Origin of the sequence: Rhizobium sp. NLR22b, assembly GCF_019685295.1 — a bacterium.
Classification (GTDB): domain Bacteria; phylum Pseudomonadota; class Alphaproteobacteria; order Rhizobiales; family Rhizobiaceae; genus Rhizobium.
In genome coordinates this window covers 23,209-41,823 of the sequence record NZ_JABDWM010000011.1, presented here as the reverse complement: position 1 = coordinate 41,823, position 18,615 = coordinate 23,209, and the positions used below count along the sequence as shown (strand labels likewise).

Sequence of the window (18,615 nt, the reverse complement as noted above, 5' to 3'; positions counted from 1 at the left end):
GGCGCGCTGGATGCCTGTGACAAGCACAGGCATGAGGGAGGGTGTGGAACCGCCAGCGCCAAATAGCGACTGGGTCTAGATGCAGGTCTCGGCTTATTACCCACTGCGCTATTCCCCCGCTTCCTCCCGTCGAAAAGTCTCAGGGCTCTTGCCCATCCATTTGCGAAATGCGCGAAAAAAGGCGCTGGGTTCGGAATAGCCGAGCTGTACGGCGATCTCGCCGATCGTTTTCGAGGTATTCAGCAGCAGTTCGACGGCGAGATCCCGGCGGATGTCGTCCTTGATGGCGGCATAGCTTTGTCCTTCGTCGTGCAGGCGGTGGCGCAGCGTCGAGGGCGGCATGCGCATGTCGGCGGCGAGTTCGGCGAAGCTGCGCCACGTCGCCGGCGTTGCCTGGCTCAATCGCCGACGGACGGCGGCGGCGATGCCCGCGTCGTAGCGGTAGCGCACCAGAATATTGGCGGGCGCGCCGCGCAGGAACTGTTTCAACGCCTGTTCGCTACGGGAAATCGGCAGGTCGAGCAGGGTGCTGTCGAAGCCGAGACGGCTGATCGGTTGCGAGAAGCGCACCGGAGCGCCGAAGAACAACCGGTAGTCGGCGCCCTGTTTCGGTTCGGCGCAGCGGAAGTCGACAAGCCGGATGGGGATGCGGCGGCCGACCAGCCAGCATATGATGCCGTGCAGGATGATCCAGTAGGTGCGATAGGCGAAGGCCGATCGCGGGCCGCCCACATCCCTGAGCTCAATCTCGGCCAAGCCGTCGCGGATGACGAGCCGGCCTCTAGGGTCGTCGAGCACGACATCGAGAAAACGTAGCGCCCGACGCAGCGCCTGACCGAGCGTCGGCGCATGCAGCACACAATGGCAGAGCAGCGTGAAGCTGCCGCTGCGCATCGGTCGGCCGCCCATGCCGAAGAATTCGTCGTCGAGTTCGGCGGCGATCATCAGCCAGAGGGCGCCATAAGTTTCGGCAGACACCGGCTGATCGACGATCGGCGGCAGGCCGACCCGCGCAAGGATCGGCGCCGTCGGCTTGCCGAGCCGCCGCAGGCTGTCCAGCGCCTCTTCGACGAAGCCCGGTGCAATCATGCGTCGCTCGATCTCGGCCATCTCAACCCCGCTATGGCAAAACTGGCCGAAATAATGGAGCAGTTCTGTCATCGCTTGCAATAGGTGGAACGAATAGAATCGTGACCGTCGGTGGCGCTCGGAGGAGGACGCAGCCGACAGGGAGGAACAGATTCATGCTGATCCGTGGGGCAAGTTTCATCGTCACCGGCGGCGGCTCCGGGCTCGGAGCGGCGACGGCGCGCATGCTCGTCGAGGCCGGCGGGCGCGTGACGATCGCCGATCTCAACGTTGACCTGGGCGAGGCGATCACGCGGGAATTTGGCATCGATGCCCGCTACGTCAAGGCGGATGTGACCGATGGCGAGGCTGGAGCAGCTGTGGTTGCCGCGGCGGCCGAAGCCTTTGGCGGTTTGCGCGGGCTGGTGAACTGCGCGGGCGTGGCGCCGGCCGAAAAGGTGATCGGCCGCGACGGGCCACACCGGCTGGAGAGTTTCGCGCGCACCGTCGGCATCAATCTCATCGGCACGTTCAACATGATCCGGCTTGCCGCCGCTGCGATTCAGACCGGGGAGCCGGATGCCGAAGGCGAGCGCGGCGTGATCGTCAATACGGCCTCGGTTGCCGCCTTTGACGGTCAGATCGGCCAGGCGGCCTATGCCGCCTCCAAGGGCGGGGTGGCGGCGATGACCTTGCCGATCGCCCGCGAGCTCGCCCGTCACGGCATCCGCGTCGTCTCGATCGCGCCCGGCATTTTCGAGACGCCGATGATGGCCGGTATGCCGGCCGAGGTTCAGGCGGCACTCGGCCAGAGCGTGCCCTTTCCGCCGCGGCTCGGCCGGCCGGCGGAATTTGCTGCGCTGGTGCGCCATATCTTTGAAAACCCCATGCTGAACGGCGAGGTCATCCGCCTCGACGGCGCATTGCGGATGGGCGCGCGCTGAGCGTTTGCCCCAGGGAGGAAACATGGCACTGCAGGACCCTATCGTCATCGTCGGCGCGGCGCGCACGCCGATCGGCAGTTTCCAGGGAGAGCTGAAGGAGGCGACAGCGCCGGAACTCGGAGCCACGGCGATCCGCGCGGCAATGGAGCGTAGCCATGTCTCGGCCGAGGCGGTTGAAGAAGTCGTTCTCGGCTGCGTGCTGCCTGCAGGCCAAGGCCAGGCGCCGGCGCGCCAGGCGGCGATCGGCGCCGGCCTGCCTTTCGCGACGGGGGCAAGCTCCGTCAACAAGATGTGCGGCTCGGGCATGAAGGCGGTCATGACGGCTCATGACCTCATCACCGCCGGCAGTGCTTCTGTGGCAGTCGCCGGCGGCATGGAAAGCATGACGAACGCGCCCTATCTCCTTGACAAGGCCCGCGGCGGCTACAGGCTCGGCCATGGGCGTGTCGTGGACCACATGTTCCTCGACGGGCTGGAGGATGCGTATGACAAGGGGCGCTTGATGGGCAGCTTCGCGGAGGACTGCGCCCAAGCCTATCAGTTCACGCGCGAAGCGCAGGATAATTACGCCATCGCCTCCCTGACGCGGGCGCAGAAGGCGATCGCGGAAGGCTGGTTTGAAAGCGAGATCGTGCCGGTGACGGTCAAGTCGGGCAAATCAGAGCAGCGGGCGAGCCGCGACGAGCAGCCGGGTCGGGCGAAGCTCGACAAAATCCCGATGCTGAAGCCCGCCTTCCGAGAGGATGGCACGGTGACGGCCGCCAATTCAAGTTCGATTTCCGACGGCGCGGCAGCGCTCGTGCTCATGCGCCGCTCCGAGGCAGAGCATCGCGGCCTGACGCCGCTCGCCACCATCCTCGGTCATGCCACCCATTCGCAGGCGCCCAATCTTTTCGCCACCGCGCCGATCGGCGCGTTGCAGAAGCTCTCAGATCGGACCGGCCTGGCGCTTTCGGACGTCGACCTCTTCGAAATCAACGAGGCTTTTGCCGTCGTCGCCATGGCGGCGATGCGCGATCTCGACCTGCCGCATGAAAAGGTCAATGTGCATGGCGGCGCCTGCGCGCTCGGCCATCCGATCGGCGCATCAGGCGCCCGCATCCTGGTGACGCTGCTTTCAGCATTGGAGCGCTACGATCTGAAGCGCGGCATGGCGGCGCTTTGCATCGGCGGCGGCGAGGCGACGGCCGTCGCCATCGAGCGGCATTAGCGGGAAGGAGGAGCGACATGATCCTTTCCGACCTTCAGCAGCAGATCACAGATCTCGCCCGCGACTTTGCCCGCGACCGGTTGGCGCCGGGAGCCGCCAAACGCGACCGGGAACATCTTTTCCCGCGCGAGGAACTGAAGGAGATGGGCGAACTAGGGCTGCTCGGCATGCTGGTGCCGGAGGCCTATGGCGGCTCGGACACGGGTGTTGTCGCCTATGCCGCGGCACTCGAGGAGATTGCCGCCGGCGATGGACCCTGTTCGACGATTATGAGCGTGCACAGCTCCGTCGGCTGCGTGCCGATCCTGAAATTCGGCACCGAGGAGCAGCGGCAGCGTTTCCTGCCGAAGCTTGCGACCGGCGAATGGATTGGCGGCTTCGCCCTCACCGAGCCGCAGGCCGGATCCGATGCCTCGAACCTGAAGACAAGGGCCCGGCGTGACGGCGACCACTATGTGATCGACGGTGCCAAGCAGTTCATCACCTCGGGAAAAAACGGCAATGTCATCATCGTCTTTGCCGTCACCGATCCCGATGCCGGCAAGAAGGGCATCACCGCCTTTATCGTGCCGACGGACACACCCGGCTATGAGGTGATCCGCGTCGAGGAAAAGCTCGGACTGCATTCCACCGACACCTGTCAGATCGCCTTCAACACGATGCGCATTCCCGTGGATCTGAGGCTGGGTGGGGAAGGCGAAGGCTATCGCATCGCGCTCGCCAATCTCGAGGGGGGGCGGATCGGCATTGCCGCGCAGGCGGTCGGCATGGCACGGGCGGCCTTCGAGGCGGCGCGTGATTACGCCAAGGAGCGCACGGCTTTCGGCAAGCCGATTTTCGAACATCAGGCCGTCGCCTTTCGCCTTGCCGACATGGCGATGCAGATCGAGGCGGCGCGCCAGCTCGTCTTTCACGCCGCGTCTCTTCGGGAGGCGGAGTTGCCCTGCCTGTCGGAAGCCTCGATGGCGAAGCTCTTCGCCTCTGAGATGGCCGAGCGCGTCTGCTCCGATGCGATCCAGATCCACGGCGGCTACGGCTACATGGCCGATTATCCGGTCGAGCGCATCTACCGCGATGTGCGCATCTGCCAGATCTACGAGGGAACGAGCGACGTGCAGCGCATGGTGATCGCCCGCAATCTTTAGGAATGACATCCGGCCCGCTTCCGGGAGGGAGGCGGGGTCGGCAAAGGGAGGAACGCAAAAACATGGTGGATTCCGCTCATTTGAGCCTGCACGTCCCCGAACCCGCCGTCCGCCCGGGCGGCCAGCCCGACTTTTCCAACGTCAAGATCGCCAAGGCCGGTTCCGTGCCGCGGCCGGAGGTCGATGTCGCGTCCGAGGATATCCGCGATCTCGCCTATTCGATCATCCGTGTCTTGAACCGTGACGGCGAGGCGGTCGGTCCCTGGGCCGGATCGCTCACCGATGAGGAACTGCTGACCGGGCTTCGTAACATGATGAAGCTGCGCGCCTTCGATGCCCGCATGCTGATGGCGCAGCGCCAGGGCAAGACCTCCTTCTACATGCAGCATCTCGGCGAAGAGGCCGTCAGCTGCGCCTTCCGCAAGGCGCTTGCTAAGGGCGACATGAATTTCCCGACCTATCGCCAGGCGGGCCTCTTGATCGCCGACGACTATCCGATGGTCGAGATGATGAACCAGATCTACTCTAACGAGAGTGATCCGCTGCACGGCCGGCAGCTGCCGATCATGTATTCTTCCAAGGAGCATGGCTTCTTCACCATTTCGGGCAATCTCGCCACCCAATATGTGCAGGCCGTCGGCTGGGCGATGGCTTCGGCGATCAAGAACGACAGCCGCATTGCCGCGGCCTGGATCGGCGACGGATCGACGGCGGAATCGGACTTCCATTCGGCGCTCGTCTTCGCCTCGACCTACAAGGCCCCTGTGATCCTCAACATCGTCAACAATCAGTGGGCGATCTCCACTTTTCAGGGAATTGCTCGCGGCGGCTCCGGCACCTTTGCCGCCCGAGGCCTCGGCTTCGGCATTCCGGCGCTCAGGGTCGACGGCAATGATTATCTCGCCGTCCATGCCGTCGCCCGCTGGGCAGCTGAACGCGCCCGGCGCAATCTCGGGCCGACGCTGATCGAACATGTCACCTACCGCGTCGGCGCGCATTCGACCTCCGACGATCCGAGCGCCTATCGGCCAAAGACGGAATCGGAGGCCTGGCCGCTCGGCGATCCCGTGCTGCGGCTGAAGAAACATCTGATCGGCAAGGGCGTATGGTCGGAGGCGCGGCATGTGCAGGCGGAAGCCGAAATCGCCGATGAGGTGATCGAGGCGCAGCGCCAGGCCGAGGCGCATGGCACGCTGCATGCCGGCGGCAGACCTTCGGTGCGCGACATTTTCGAGGGCGTCTATGCCGAGATGCCGGCGCATATCCGCCGCCAGCGGCAGAAGGCAGGATACTGACATGGCCAGGATGACGATGATCGAGGCCGTGCGCAGCGCCATGGACGTGTCGATGGCGAAGGATGACAATGTCGTGGTCTTCGGCGAGGATGTCGGCTATTTCGGCGGCGTCTTCCGCTGCACCCAGGGCCTGCAGGCAAAATACGGCAGGACGCGCTGCTTCGACACGCCGATCAGCGAATCCGGCATCGTCGGCACGGCAATCGGCATGGCGGCCTACGGGCTCAAACCCTGCGTCGAGATCCAGTTCGCCGATTACATGTATCCCGCCTATGACCAGCTGACGCAGGAGGCGGCGCGTATCCGCTACCGTTCCAACGGCGATTTCACCTGCCCGATCGTCGTGCGCATGCCGACTGGCGGCGGCATCTTCGGCGGCCAGACGCACAGTCAGAGCCCGGAAGCGCTCTTCACCCATGTCTGCGGGTTGAAGGTGATCGTGCCGTCCAATCCCTATGACGCCAAAGGCCTGCTGATCGCGGCGATCGAGGATCCGGATCCGGTGATGTTCCTCGAACCGAAGCGGCTCTATAACGGCCCCTTCGACGGCCACCACGAGCGGCCGGTCACACCCTGGTCGAAACACGCTCTCGGCGAGGTGCCCGATGGCCATTATACGATCCCGATCGGCAAGGCCGAGGTGCGGCGCACGGGATCGGCGGTAACAGTCGTTGCCTATGGCACGATGGTGCATGTGGCGCTGGCCGCGGCCGAGGATGCCGGCATCGACGCCGAAGTGATCGATTTGAGAAGCCTGCTGCCGCTCGATCTCGATACGATCGTCAAATCAGTTTCGAAGACGGGCCGCTGCGTCGTGGTTCATGAGGCGACCTTGACGTCGGGCTTCGGCGCCGAGGTCGTGGCGCTGGTGCAGGAACATTGCTTCTATCATCTCGAAGCGCCTGTCGTGCGCGTCGCGGGCTGGGATACGCCCTATCCGCATGCGCAGGAATGGGACTATTTCCCCGGTCCCGGCCGGGTCGGGCGGGCGCTTGCCGAAGTCATGGAGGCCTGAGCCATGGGCGAATTCATCATCAAGATGCCCGATGTCGGGGAAGGGGTCGCCGAGGCCGAACTTGTGGAATGGCATGTGAAGCCGGGAGATCCCGTCCGCGAGGACATGGTGATCGCCGCCGTGATGACCGACAAGGCCACAGTGGAAATTCCCTCTCCCGTCGATGGCACGGTCATCTGGCTCGCCGGCGATATCGGAGACCGCATCGCGGTCAAGGCGCCGCTGGTGCGGATCGAAACGGCGGAAGGTGCCGGCGAGGCCCAGCCGATGCGGATTTCGCAGGCGCCGACCGCCGAAGTCGTCACAGCGGAAATCACGAGGCCTGCCCCGGCAGCGCCGGTCTCCGCAATCCCGTCTACTGCCGCCCCGCCCGTCGAAAAACCGCTTGCTGCCCCTTCCGTTCGGCTCTTTGCCAGGGAAAGCGGCGTCGATCTCAGGCAGGTGCAGGGGAGCGGGCCGGCCGGACGTATCCTGCGCGAAGATGTCGAGCAATTCCTGATGCAAGGCGCCGCTCCGGCCCTCCTAAAGGGTGGATCCGTCAAGAAGACAGCGACGGAGGAGATCAAGCTCACCGGACTGCGGCGGCGCATCGCCGAAAAAATGGTGCTTTCCACCTCGCGCATTCCCCACATCACCTATGTGGACGAAGTGGACATGACGGCGCTGGAGGAGCTGCGCGCCACCATGAACGGCGACCGCAGGGAGGGCCATCCGAAGCTGACGGTCCTGCCCTTTCTGATGCGGGCGCTGGTCAAGGCCATTGCCGGGCAGCCGGAGGTCAACGCCACCTTCGACGACGATGCCGGCATCATCACGCGCCATAGCGCCGTCCATATCGGCATCGCCACGCAGACGCCGGCCGGCCTGACCGTGCCTGTCGTGCGGCATGCGGAAGCGCGCGGCCTCTGGGATTGCGCCGCCGAAATGAGCCGGCTGGCGGATGCGGCGCGTTCGGGCACGGCGACGCGCGACGAGCTTTCCGGCTCCACCATCACCATCAGCTCGCTCGGTGCGCTCGGCGGCATCGTTTCGACGCCTGTCATCAACCATCCCGAGGTGGCGATCATCGGCGTCAACAAGATCGCCACACGCCCGGTCTGGGACGGCACGCAATTCGTGCCGCGCAAGATCATGAACCTCTCTTCGAGTTTCGATCATCGCATCATCGACGGCTGGGATGCGGCGACCTTTGTCCAGCGTATCCGCACGCTCCTTGAAACGCCGGCGCTCATTTTCATCGAAGGCTGAGCACATGAAAGAAATGGTCTGCAAGCTCCTCGTCATCGGCGCCGGCCCGGGCGGCTATGTCTGCGCCATCCGCGCCGGACAGCTCGGCATCGATACCGTCATCATCGAAGCCGGCAAGCCGGGCGGCACCTGTCTGACGGTCGGCTGCATTCCTTCCAAGGCGTTGATCCATGCGGCCGAGGAATTCGACGCCACGCAAAAAATGCTGGCAGGCAAGAACCCGATGGGCATCCGCGTCGAAGGCGCCTCGATCGATCTCGCAAGGACGATCGCCTGGAAAGACGGCATTGTCGGCCGGCTGACGGGAGGTGTTTCAGGTCTGTTGCAGAAGGCGCGGGTGAAAATCGTCCATGGCCGCGCGCACTTCCGTGACGGCAAGACGGTGGAGGTGGAGACCGAAACCGGTCAGCAGGTCATCCGCGCCGAGACCGTGGTGATCGCCACCGGTTCCGATCCGGTGGAGCTTGCCAACCTGCCCTTCGGCGGCCGCGTCATTTCCTCGACCGAGGCGCTGTCGCTGACGGAACTACCGAAAACGATCGTCGTGGTCGGCGGCGGTTATATCGGGCTGGAACTCGGGATGGCCTTTTCGAAGATGGGCTCGGAGGTGAGCGTCGTCGAGGCGACTCCCCAGGTGCTGCCGCTCTATGATGCGGAATTGGTGCGTCCCGTGATGCGCAAGCTGACCGAGAGCGGCATCCGGGTGCTGACGGGTGCGAAGGCGATGGGTCTTGCCGATAATGGCGAGTCATTGATCGTTGAAACGTCGGATGGCCGGCATGAGACACTGCCGGCGGATCGCATCCTTGTCACTGTCGGCCGCCGCCCGCGAACGGCAGGGTCCGGTCTCGAGGAGTTGGATCTCGACCGCGCCGGTCCATATCTGAGGATCGACGATCAATGCCGCACCTCGATGCGCGGCATCTATGCGATCGGCGACGTGACCGGCGAACCGATGCTGGCGCATCGGGCGATGGCGCAAGGGGAGATGGTGGCAGAAATCGTTGCGGGCAAGAAGCGGGGCTGGGACAAAAGATGCATTCCCGCCATCTGCTTTACCGATCCTGAGATCGTCAGCGCCGGCCTGACGCCGGCGGAGGCGCGCGCGCAAGGATATGAGATCCGCACCGCCCAGTTTCCGTTCAGCGCCAACGGGCGGGCGATGACGATGGTCTCTGAGGAAGGTTTCGTGCGCGTCGTCGCCCGTGCCGACACCAATCTGGTTCTCGGCTTGCAGGCGGTGGGAGCCGGAGTCTCCGAGCTTTCGGCAGCTTTTGCGCTAGCGATCGAGATGGGAGCACGCCTGGAAGACATCGCCGGCACCATTCACGTCCATCCGACCCGCAGCGAAGCGCTCATGGAAGCGGCGCTGAAAGCGTTGGGAAACGCTTTGCACATCTGAGCCGACTGGACCCGGATCACGCATTGACGTCAGCCGGTTCGGATCCCATCAACTGAGACCGGAATAAGGCCGTGCCGATGCCGAAAAGCTTTGCCCACAAGGGCAAGAGCCCGACCTGTCGTACGAGGATCAGCGTCACACGGACGTTGATCGACAGGCCGACTACCCCTGAAGCGCTGACTTCGTCATCGCGTAGGCGGCAATCCCCGGATATGACACAGATCGCCGTTCGTGGAGCCGATTGACAAACTTTGCCAAGTCCAGCTAACCTACTCGCACCATGGAGGCTCGAATGGCTACGATGAACGTATCTCTTCCGGACCCGATGAAAGATTGGGTTGAGGCACAAGCAAAGAGCGGGCGATATTCCAATGCGAGTGACTATGTGCGCGACCTGATCCGGAGGGACCAAATTCGCAGTGACAAGGTTGCCGCCATGCAGCGTTTCGTTGATGACGGTTTTAAAAGCGGTATTGGCAGCCGCTCGAAGGACGAACTCTTTGCCGCGGCAGTGGCACGTGCAGAAACAACGCGCGGCGGTAGATAATGCGCTTTGACCTTTCAGTCGAAGCGGAAGAGGACATCATTGCGATCGCCGAACAAGGAGTGCGCATGTTCGGAGCCGCACAGGCTAGGCAGTATCATGACGAGTTGTTTACCGTGCTTGATCTGATTGCGGCCAATCCGCGAATGGCGCGTGAGCGAGAGGAGATTTCGCCGCCAGTTAGAGTTCATCCGTTCAAAGCCCATCTCATTGTCTACCGGATCGAGGAGCACGGAGCTATATTCGTGATCCGAATACGCCATGGACACGAAGACTGGGCCAGCGATCCTGCTTAGGCCTGGCTGAGCGAATGAACAAGCACAGTTGCATGGCGGCAATAGGCCCCGGGAATATCGTCAGCAAGGCCTGTTAAGAGAACGCCGACCGACCGCTGGAGGAACCGCGTCGTCTCCTCGGATAGCAGGGGACGAGGTGTTCGCCGCGATCAGCCCCTCCGAGAGGCAAACACGTAATCGCCTCCCATGCGCTAGAGCAGATCCTGTGATCGATGAATCGATTGTGAGGTGACGAGGCGAGTCGAAGCTGATTCAACATTCATATCATTTCTCTGGGGCGTGGCCTCATTTTGGCCCGAGGGCGACACAGAAGCCGGATCAAACATCAACGCCAGTGCCGTTCGATCTCTTCGGCTTAATGGCAATTAGATTGCCCAATTCCATCGGGAAGGGGAATAAAATCGTCGAAGTCTTCTCGCTGGCGATGACGTTCAAAGTGCTCAAGTAACGAAGTTGCATCGCCTCCGGCTGTTTGGCCAGAATTTCCGCCGCTTCCAGTAGCTTCGCTGCAGCTTGCTGTTCGCCCTCGGCATTGATGACCTTTGCGCGGCGTTCGCGTTCGGCTTCCGCTTGGCGAGCGATCGCCCGTATCATCGACTCGTTGATATCCACATGTTTGATCTCGACAGTGGCTACTTTAATTCCCCAAGCGTCCGTCTGAGAGTCGAGGATTTCCTGAATATCGGAGTTGAGCCTGTCGCGTTCTGCCAGCATTTCATCGAGGTCGTGCTTGCCGAGCACGGAGCGCAAAGTCGTCTGAGCAAGCTGGCTTGTTGCCATCATGAAATCCTCGACCTGTATTGTCGATTTCTCGGGGTCAATGACCCTGAAGTAGATCACCGCGCTGACACGAACCGAGACATTGTCATGTGAGATGACGTCCTGGCTAGGGACATCGAGTACGCGCGTGCGCAAGTCGACCCGGATCATCTGCTGGACATAGGGAATGAGCAGAATCAAGCCGGGTCCCTTGACTCCGGTAAAGCGGCCAAGTGTGAACACGACGCCGCGTTCATATTCCCTCAGGATCTTAACCGCGGATGCGAGGATGGCTACGGCAATGACTATGGCCACCAAGTAGAAGGCAAGATCTGCAAACATATCCATGACTTCTCCTCCTGCGTCCTTGAATGCCGCTAGGTGTTCTTAGGACGGCTGGCGACCTCGAGCGCCAGCCCGTTGCGGCCCGTCACCCTGACAGGGTCACCAGCAACAAGGGGTTCGGCGGAAACGGCCTTCCAGCGTTCGCCATGCGCGATGACGTACCCCGTGAGCCCCGTCCAACTCTCAACTTTGCCGGAAATGCCAATCATCTCCTCTGCACCGGTGGCTACCCGGCGCAATCGCGAGGTGAATGCCACGCGAGCAACGACAAGGCTAAAGGCAAGAGTCGCAAATGCAATTGCGCCCAGTAGGGGGCGCGATACTTGCAGCCCGGGTATATCGGTATCAAACAGGATGGTTGCTCCCAGGATCATGGCTACCCCGCCGCCGATGCCCAGAGCGCCGAAGCTTGGCGAATGCGCCTCAGCCACAGTCAATCCCACGCCGAGTAAAATAAGCCCAACGGCGGCAAAACTTACCGGCAGCAATGCCAGGGCATAGAGACCAAGGAGGAGACAGATGCCGCCGATCGTTCCAGGAAGCATTGTCCCAGGTGCGAGAAATTCGAAGATCAGGCCATAGATACCAACCATCATCAGGATGATTGCGATGTTCGGATCGGTAATGACGGAAAGCAGGCGCGTGCGCCAGTCAGGCTCGAATTCCTGCACGGCCAAACCGGCGGTATCGAGCCGGACCTCCGTTTGACCGACCCGCACCATGCGGCCCTGCGCCTTTGCAAGGAGATCGTTGACATCAGTTGCCGTGAAATCGATGGCATGTTCGCGCACTGCCGCTGTGGATGAAAGGCTTGCAGCTTCGCGGACAGCACGCTCTGCCCAGTCGGCGTTGCGATTGCGCAATTCCGCAAGCCCACGAATGTAAGCGACTGCGTCGTTAACGGCTTTTGCTTCGTGGGCATTGCCTGAAGCTTCCGGCTGCTTGCCACTAGGTTCGCTCGGCTTCTTTTCCGGTTCCTCATCACCGCCGAAAGGCTTTACGCTGAGCGCGATTGGTGTCGCCGCACCCAAATTGGTCCCAGGGGCCATTACCGCAATGTGGCTTGCGTAGAGAATATAGGTGCCGGCGCTGGCAGCCCGTGCCCCGCTTGGCGCGACGAAACTCGCGACAGGCACCGGCGAGGCAAGGATCGCGCGGATGATTTCCCGCATGGAGGTGTCAAGGCCGCCTGGTGTATCCATTTGCAGGACGATCAAGACCGCTGCACGTTCGCCAGCACGCTGAATGCCTCGTACCACGTAGTCAGCTATAGCAGGCCCAATGGCGCCATTCACCTTGAGGACGACAGACGCCCGGTCAGACGCCGACGGTACGCCGAATCCCCAAGCTGAAAGCAGCAAAAACAACAAAGTGAAGATTGGCGGTTGCCATCGCCAACACCTCAATCCCCGCGTGCCAATCGGCGAAACGTACATAATATTTAATGTATGTCGGAAATTACAAAGAAAAAGACGGAGGTGTCAAAGGCTCAGCCGTCTTACGCGCTCGTAAAGGCGAAGTTGGCTAAGCGCGTTACACGGATGCGAACCGCGTGGCCTATGTTTTTTGAAGGTCGCTGGGCCATCGACCGATCGGAGATGGCATGTCACTCAGATATTCAGTATCTTGCGGCCAGGCGAGAATATCCCGTTCGGCAGGATGTCTTACGATCAAACTATATGTGGGCCGCTTCAATATTTGGCAACTAGATTGTGCCATTCTACAGATCGTCAGCGGTTAGTTCTTCCGCTTCCATGACCCATGAAGGGTTTCACTCCGCGTCATCAAGTGCTGCGAGGAGCCCAAGGTCGCATGTCCCTTTCAGAAGATGAGAGATTGAATCTCCTTCACCAGGCCAGTATTCTCGATACGCCGCCGACGGAAGAGTTCGATGCAATCGTGCGGCTGGCTTGCAGCGTGTTCGACATGCCGATGGCGTTGGTTTCGTTCGTCGACGGGGATCGGCAGTGGTTCAAGGCCGAGCACGGTCTCTTTTTGAAAGAGACGCCTCGCGAGCATTCCTTCTGCAGCCATATCGTACAAACGAAGTCACCGCTCGTCGTTAAAAACGCCGACAAGGATTCTCGCTTTTCCGGAAACATCTTCGTCAGAGAGCGTTCGGTCCGGTTCTATGCGGGAGTGCCGCTTTCGGAAGGGGAGACCTGCTACGGCAGTTTCTGCGTCCTCGACACCAAGAACCGCCGCTTCGGCGATCGGGATCTCGGACAGCTTCGCAGTTTGGCAAGCGTCGTCGTCGGCCTCATCAGGGAACATCGTCAGCAAAGCCTGCTGAGAGAGCAGCAACGTGAACTTGAATTGAAGCAGGCCCGCTTCGAGCAGACCGAACGCTCTGCCAAGGTCGGCGGCTTCGAGATGGATCTCGAGACCGGCACGATCATTTGGTCCGACCAGATTTACCGCACCGTTGGATTGCCGGTCGGCAAACGAATGACCTCGGAGGAGGTGATCGGCTGCTATGCTCCCGAAGAGCGCGAGAGCGTCAGACGCAGGATACGCGATGTCCTCGATGGTTCTGCGGCCGGCATCGACAGGGAATATCGCATCATGACGCCAGAGGGGGAGGAGCGCTGGGTTCGCGTGGTCAGCGATATCGAGCGCTTGAGCGACAAGCCCAGTCGTCTGTTTGGCATCGTTCAGGATGTTTCCGAAAAAGTGCGGTACGAGCAACGTCTGCTCCAGGCGGCAAACGCCGATCCGCTGACCGGACTTGGCAATCGGGCAGCCTACAACGCTCATATGGAGCGGCTCACAGCGGCCGACGCTCCTTCCATCGGTTTGCTGCTGATCGACGTCGATCGCCTCAAGCAAGTGAACGATATCCTTGGCCATGCGACAGGTGACCTGCTGCTGAAAGGCGTGGCCTCACGTCTGGATGAACGCTTGGGAAAGCGAGGAAGGGTCTTTCGCCTGGGCGGCGATGAGTTCTCCGTTATTCTGGACGCGCCCGCAAGCGTACGCCGCATGGGTTCGCTCGCCCGCCACCTGATCGAATATATCGGTCGCCCTCTGGAGGTTGGGGGGTCGACGATAAATCCGACGATAACTGTGGGTGGAGCGATTTCGGAGGGCAGGATGGATGCCGCAACGCTTTCGCAAAACGCGGATTTCGCCCTCTATCACGCCAAAGAAACGCGGCGCGGCAGCTATGTCCACTACGAGCCCAGCCTGCGTTCGAGGATAGCGCGACGCATTCAGATCATCCGGGAGGTGGAGTCGGCTCTTACCGAATATCGGATGGTGCCGCACTATCAGCCGATCGTCGGTTGTGCCGACGGTCGGGTATGGGCGTTTGAAGCGCTGGTGCGAATGCAGCATTCGGATGGTTCAATCGTGTCGGCGGCGCAATTTCACGAGGCGTTCACAGATCCAAGCGTTGCCCACCACATTACGACCCGCATGCTCGAGCAGGTCGCGACCGACATTCGAAGCTGGATCGACCGCGGGCTGGAATTCGGGCGGGTGGGTCTCAATATAAGCGCCTCCGATTTCATGAGGGGCGACTTGGAAACCCGGATCGTTGCCGCCTTTGCGTCGAGAGGCATTCCGCTGGATAAGCTCGTGCTGGAGGTGACGGAAACGGTCTTCCTGCAGGGCTTGGAAGATACCGTTGCAACAACCCTGCAACGTTTGCGCAAGAAGGGCCTGACAGTGGCGCTTGATGACTTCGGGACAGGTTATGCATCGCTGACGCATCTGCGAAGTCTGCCGGTCGACATCATCAAGATCGACAAGACCTTTATCGACACCATGCTCGTGGATGAATCGAGCCTCGCAATCGTCGAACTGGTGCTCAATCTGGCGCGGAAGCTCGATATGAAGGTCACGGCGGAAGGCGTAGAGAGCCATCGGCAGGCGATGTGTTTGCTGGAAATGGGCTGCACCACGCTGCAGGGCTATTTGTTCGGCAAACCCATGGGTCGCGAACATGTTGGCGAATACCTGTATGCACGCAAACCCGACGTGACGGAGAACGCCGACCGACCGCAGGAGGAACCGCGTCGTCTCCTCGGATAGCGGGGGGCGAGATGTTCGTCGCTATCAGCCGCTCCGACAAGGCTCCGGCGGCGGCCGTGGAAAGATCCGCATCGGCTGGTGGGGCGGTGAGCAGTCCGGGCGCTGCCGTCCTGTTCTTCAAGGCCGGCTCCTGTTCGGCACAGATCGATGTCGCCTTCCAGCAGCGTGTTCGAAAACGGCATCCGCTCGGCGGATCGACGGGCTTGGCAAATCAGTCCTGTTGTTTGATCTCTATAGGGCTTTTCATGATGATTTCATGATGCGGAAATGGGATAGAGATGCCAGCTTTCTTGAAGGCGTCCCACAGCGCCATCAGGACTTGCCCACGAACATTCGTCAGCCCGTTCGCTGGATCCGAGATCCAGAAGCGAAGCCGAAAGTCGAGCGACGAAGCGCCAAAGGCGGTCAGCCAGCAGACGGGTGGCTTGTATTCGTTAGCGACCCGGGGCACGGTCGATGCTGTCGCAATGGCGATCTTAACGACTTGATGAGGATCACTATTATAGGACGTCCCGAAGTCAACGTCGATCCGCACATAATCACTGGAGAACGACCAGTTGACGACCTGCTGCGATATGAAGTCCTCATTTGGAATGAGGTACTCCTTGCCATCGCGGGTGATGACGGAAACAAACCGCGATCGCAGGTCGCGGATCGACCCGAACGTGTCGCCAAGGGTGATCGTGTCACCCGGCTTTATCGACTTGTCGATCAAGATGATTATGCCGGATATGAAGTTCGATACGACTTTTTGAAGGCCGAAGCCTATTCCGACGCCGACTGCGCCTGAGAAAATGGTCAGGGCCGTCAGGTCGACCCCGGTCGCCGACAAAGCGATGGCTCCAGCGATTATGATCAGGCTGATCTTGATGCATTTGCTGATCAACACCTTGATGGAAGGCGACAAGTCGGCCGACCGCTGAACCCAGTGGGAAAGCATATTGCCAATGAGGACGGCCAACCAGATCAGGGCGATCGCCAGCACGAGGGCTTTGAGCACAAGCAGAAGCGAGAGTCTCACCGCGCCTAAATTAATCGCGAGACCGTCAAGAGCAGATAGAACTGGGCCGTCAAGACCGACTGCATAAAGAGCGATGTAGCTCCAACTGCCGATCGCGACGGCGCGTGACAGGGTTGGGTTGCGGATGATTTTGGTCAGAACGGAGATGACGAACCATGCCGCTGCCAGCGTCAGAGCCGTTGACACAAGCCAGCGTTGTGAGGGCCACGCGCTCTTGCTCAGCACAACGTTGGCGAGCCATAACCAACCTACAAGGAAAAGCCACATCATCCGGCGCATAGGAGCAATGATGACCCGAAGGAGGTCTGGATTACCCTTGATCAGGCGCGCCTTTGCCTCCATCGCAGGCTCTGTGCGTGACGCAAGTAAGGACGCAAAACCCAAGCCCGCCACGATGATCGCAAGCTGAAAGAACGTCCATTCGTTCAGAATGAATGTCGTTAGCCACTGCTCGGCGATCTCGGTCATCTGCCTGATATTCATGATGATGATCCGATGAATGTCAGCTAGAGAAAGCTAGCGCACGAGTTTAGTTCATTTGGAAGAAACAAGCATCAGCATTCCATTTCGTCGTGCGAAAACAGGTCGATGAAACGATACTCGCGGGGTATCGAGCAGCTTGCGCGCCTGCGCAGCCATGTGCGGCCTTCTTTCGCTGAGCTTCACGTCGAAGATGGAACGGTGCTGCGGCAAAGTCTGGGTTCCCGCAAAAAATGATATTTCGGCGCCAACTGACACAAGACGTTCATTTGAACACTGTATCGAGCATCCGAGTGGCTGACGGCGAACTCCGTGCCCAGCCAATCATGCTTTGGAAGCAGGAGGCCCGTGCGGCCTTCGGTTTACGAGCGCTTCAAATGTTCATGTGAACATTCCGTTGTTGCAAAGTGAAACTCGGCTGCTACCATCCGCGCGTCTGGAGCGGGAGGCTGCGGACCGAGAGAAGTGGGAGAGATTATGAACAAGATCGCTTTTTTCCTGTCCGCAGGATTGACCAGCCTGTCCTTGTCCGTTCCGGCGATGGCCGCCACGAAAATCCAGTGGTGGCACGCGATGGGCGGCGAGAACGGCGCGAAGCTGGAGCAAATCGCCAAGGGTTTCAACGCATCTCAGTCCGATTATGAAATCGTGCCGGTTTACAAGGGCACCTACGACGAGACGCTGACGGGCGCTATCGCTGCGTTCCGCGCCAAGCAACAGCCGGCCATCGTGCAGGTCTATGAAGTCGGCACCGGCACCATGATGGCAGCACAGGGCGCGGTCTATCCGGTGTATCAGTTGATGAAGGACCAAGGCGAACCCTGGGACCAGAACAAGTTCATCGCGCCGGTTGTCGGCTACTACTCCGACACCAGCGGCAACGTGTTGTCGCTGCCCTTCAATTCGTCGACGCCGATCATGTATTACAATAAGGATGTCTTCAAGAAAGCCGGGCTTGATCCGGAGACGCCGCCAAAGACATGGGCCGAGGTGGAGGCCTTTTCGCGCACGATCATCAAGTCGGGCGCCGCCAAATGCGGCTTCACCAGCGCCTGGATCTCCTGGATTCAGACGGAAAATCTCAACGCCCTGCACGACAAGCCTTATTCCACCAAGGCCAACGGGTTCGGCGGCCTGGATGCGGAGTTCACCTTCAACAATGATCTGACGATCCGCCATTGGGGGAACCTGAAGAAGTGGCAGGACGAAGGGCTCTTCAAGTTCGGCGGGCCGGTCGGCGGAGATAACGCGCCTCCGATGTTCTATTCGCAGGAATGCGCGATGTACATGAACTCGTCCGCCGGCCGGGCGGGCGTCATCAACAATGCCAAAGCCTTCAAGGTCGGTTTTGCGCCGCTTCCCTATTATGACGACGTCATCAAGCAGCCGCTCAACTCGATCATCGGCGGCGCCACACTCTGGACGCTGAGGGGGCGTCCGGAAGAAGAATATAAGGGTGTGGCAAAATTCTATACCTATCTGCAGAAGCCGGAAGTTCAGGCCGACTGGCATCAGTTCTCGGGGTATCTGCCGATCACCGAGGCTGCCTACAAGCTGAGCCAGGAGCAGGGATATTACGAAAAGAACCCCGGTGCAGATGTTGGCATCAAGCAGCTGACGCGGGTGACGCCGACCGAAAATTCCAAGGGCATCCGCTTCGGCAATTACGTCCAGGTCCGCGGCATCATCGATGACGAATTCGCGGCATTGCTCGGCGGCAAGAAGACTGCCAAGGAAGCGGTTGATTCCGTCGTCGCACGCGGCAACGAACAGCTTCGCGATTTCGAATCTGCCAATTAAGGGCTCGG

Annotated in this window: 15 protein-coding genes and 1 pseudogene; 11 read left to right on the top strand and 5 right to left on the bottom strand. The window is 60.8% G+C overall.

Translation table 11 applies throughout. The features are described from left to right. Positions 1 to 108: 108 nt before the first annotated feature. On the bottom strand, positions 109 to 1,161 hold the full coding sequence (locus tag HJC00_RS18440) for an AraC family transcriptional regulator (protein ID WP_210633284.1): 1,053 nt from the start codon (positions 1,159 to 1,161) through the stop codon (positions 109 to 111). An 83-nt stretch (positions 1,162 to 1,244) separates the two neighbouring features. On the opposite strand from HJC00_RS18440, the gene HJC00_RS18435 reads away from it, so the two are divergent. The 9 genes from HJC00_RS18435 to HJC00_RS18395 all read left to right on the top strand — a co-directional run bounded on the left by HJC00_RS18435 (position 1,245) and on the right by HJC00_RS18395 (position 10,167). After that, complete coding sequence (locus HJC00_RS18435) at positions 1,245 to 2,012, top strand: 3-hydroxyacyl-CoA dehydrogenase (protein ID WP_221164449.1); 768 nt, start codon at positions 1,245 to 1,247, stop codon at positions 2,010 to 2,012. 22 nt (positions 2,013 to 2,034) lie between these two features. After that, positions 2,035 to 3,222, top strand: coding sequence for an acetyl-CoA C-acyltransferase (locus tag HJC00_RS18430; protein ID WP_221155749.1), 1,188 nt, complete (start codon positions 2,035 to 2,037; stop codon positions 3,220 to 3,222). A gap of 17 nt (positions 3,223 to 3,239) precedes the next feature. Beyond that, positions 3,240 to 4,367, top strand: coding sequence for an acyl-CoA dehydrogenase family protein (locus HJC00_RS18425; protein WP_221155750.1), 1,128 nt, complete (start codon positions 3,240 to 3,242; stop codon positions 4,365 to 4,367). 62 nt (positions 4,368 to 4,429) lie between these two features. Continuing rightward, a complete protein-coding gene (locus HJC00_RS18420; RefSeq protein ID WP_210633289.1) occupies positions 4,430 to 5,662 on the top strand; it encodes a 3-methyl-2-oxobutanoate dehydrogenase (2-methylpropanoyl-transferring) subunit alpha in 1,233 nt (410 codons plus the stop codon). A 1-nt stretch (position 5,663) separates the two neighbouring features. After that, positions 5,664 to 6,677: an alpha-ketoacid dehydrogenase subunit beta gene (locus HJC00_RS18415; protein WP_210633291.1), complete on the top strand. Its 1,014-nt coding sequence runs from the start codon at positions 5,664 to 5,666 to the stop codon at positions 6,675 to 6,677. Positions 6,678 to 6,680: 3 nt separating this feature from the next. Next, positions 6,681 to 7,925 (top strand): dihydrolipoamide acetyltransferase family protein, encoded by a 1,245-nt coding sequence (locus HJC00_RS18410; RefSeq protein ID WP_221164448.1) that lies wholly within the window; start codon positions 6,681 to 6,683, stop codon positions 7,923 to 7,925. A gap of 4 nt (positions 7,926 to 7,929) precedes the next feature. Beyond that, the gene (gene lpdA, locus HJC00_RS18405; protein ID WP_221155752.1) at positions 7,930 to 9,327 is read left to right on the top strand and encodes a dihydrolipoyl dehydrogenase; all 1,398 of its coding nucleotides are present in this window, start codon (positions 7,930 to 7,932) and stop codon (positions 9,325 to 9,327) included. A gap of 292 nt (positions 9,328 to 9,619) precedes the next feature. Beyond that, the gene (locus HJC00_RS18400) at positions 9,620 to 9,874 is read left to right on the top strand and encodes a type II toxin-antitoxin system ParD family antitoxin (RefSeq protein WP_221147182.1); all 255 of its coding nucleotides are present in this window, start codon (positions 9,620 to 9,622) and stop codon (positions 9,872 to 9,874) included. Then, positions 9,874 to 10,167, top strand: a complete 294-nt coding sequence (locus tag HJC00_RS18395; protein WP_210633303.1) for a type II toxin-antitoxin system RelE/ParE family toxin — start codon at positions 9,874 to 9,876, stop codon at positions 10,165 to 10,167. The genes HJC00_RS18400 and HJC00_RS18395 overlap by 1 nt, the downstream gene beginning before the upstream one ends. Positions 10,168 to 10,485: 318 nt before the next feature. Here HJC00_RS18395 and HJC00_RS18390 read toward each other — a convergent pair whose 3' ends face one another. Further along, entirely contained in the window at positions 10,486 to 11,274 is a 789-nt protein-coding gene (locus tag HJC00_RS18390; RefSeq protein WP_210633304.1) for a slipin family protein, read from the bottom strand. Positions 11,275 to 11,303: 29 nt separating this feature from the next. Continuing rightward, the gene (locus HJC00_RS18385) at positions 11,304 to 12,707 is read right to left on the bottom strand and encodes a nodulation protein NfeD (protein ID WP_221164447.1); all 1,404 of its coding nucleotides are present in this window, start codon (positions 12,705 to 12,707) and stop codon (positions 11,304 to 11,306) included. A 376-nt stretch (positions 12,708 to 13,083) separates the two neighbouring features. On the opposite strand from HJC00_RS18385, the gene HJC00_RS18380 reads away from it, so the two are divergent. Then, complete coding sequence (locus tag HJC00_RS18380) at positions 13,084 to 15,306, top strand: EAL domain-containing protein (RefSeq protein WP_221164446.1); 2,223 nt, start codon at positions 13,084 to 13,086, stop codon at positions 15,304 to 15,306. An 82-nt stretch (positions 15,307 to 15,388) separates the two neighbouring features. Here the strand turns inward: HJC00_RS18380 and HJC00_RS32665 are convergent. Beyond that, positions 15,389 to 15,508 (bottom strand): annotated as a pseudogene (locus tag HJC00_RS32665) (dipeptide/oligopeptide/nickel ABC transporter ATP-binding protein); the annotation flags it as partial. A gap of 9 nt (positions 15,509 to 15,517) precedes the next feature. Further along, entirely contained in the window at positions 15,518 to 16,810 is a 1,293-nt protein-coding gene (locus tag HJC00_RS18375; RefSeq protein WP_210633307.1) for a mechanosensitive ion channel family protein, read from the bottom strand. Between the two features lie 474 nt (positions 16,811 to 17,284). Here HJC00_RS18375 and ugpB point away from each other — a divergent pair, with 474 nt between their 5' ends. After that, on the top strand, positions 17,285 to 18,607 hold the full coding sequence (gene ugpB, locus HJC00_RS18370) for a sn-glycerol-3-phosphate ABC transporter substrate-binding protein UgpB (protein ID WP_210633309.1): 1,323 nt from the start codon (positions 17,285 to 17,287) through the stop codon (positions 18,605 to 18,607). The last annotated feature ends 8 nt before the right edge of the window (positions 18,608 to 18,615 follow it).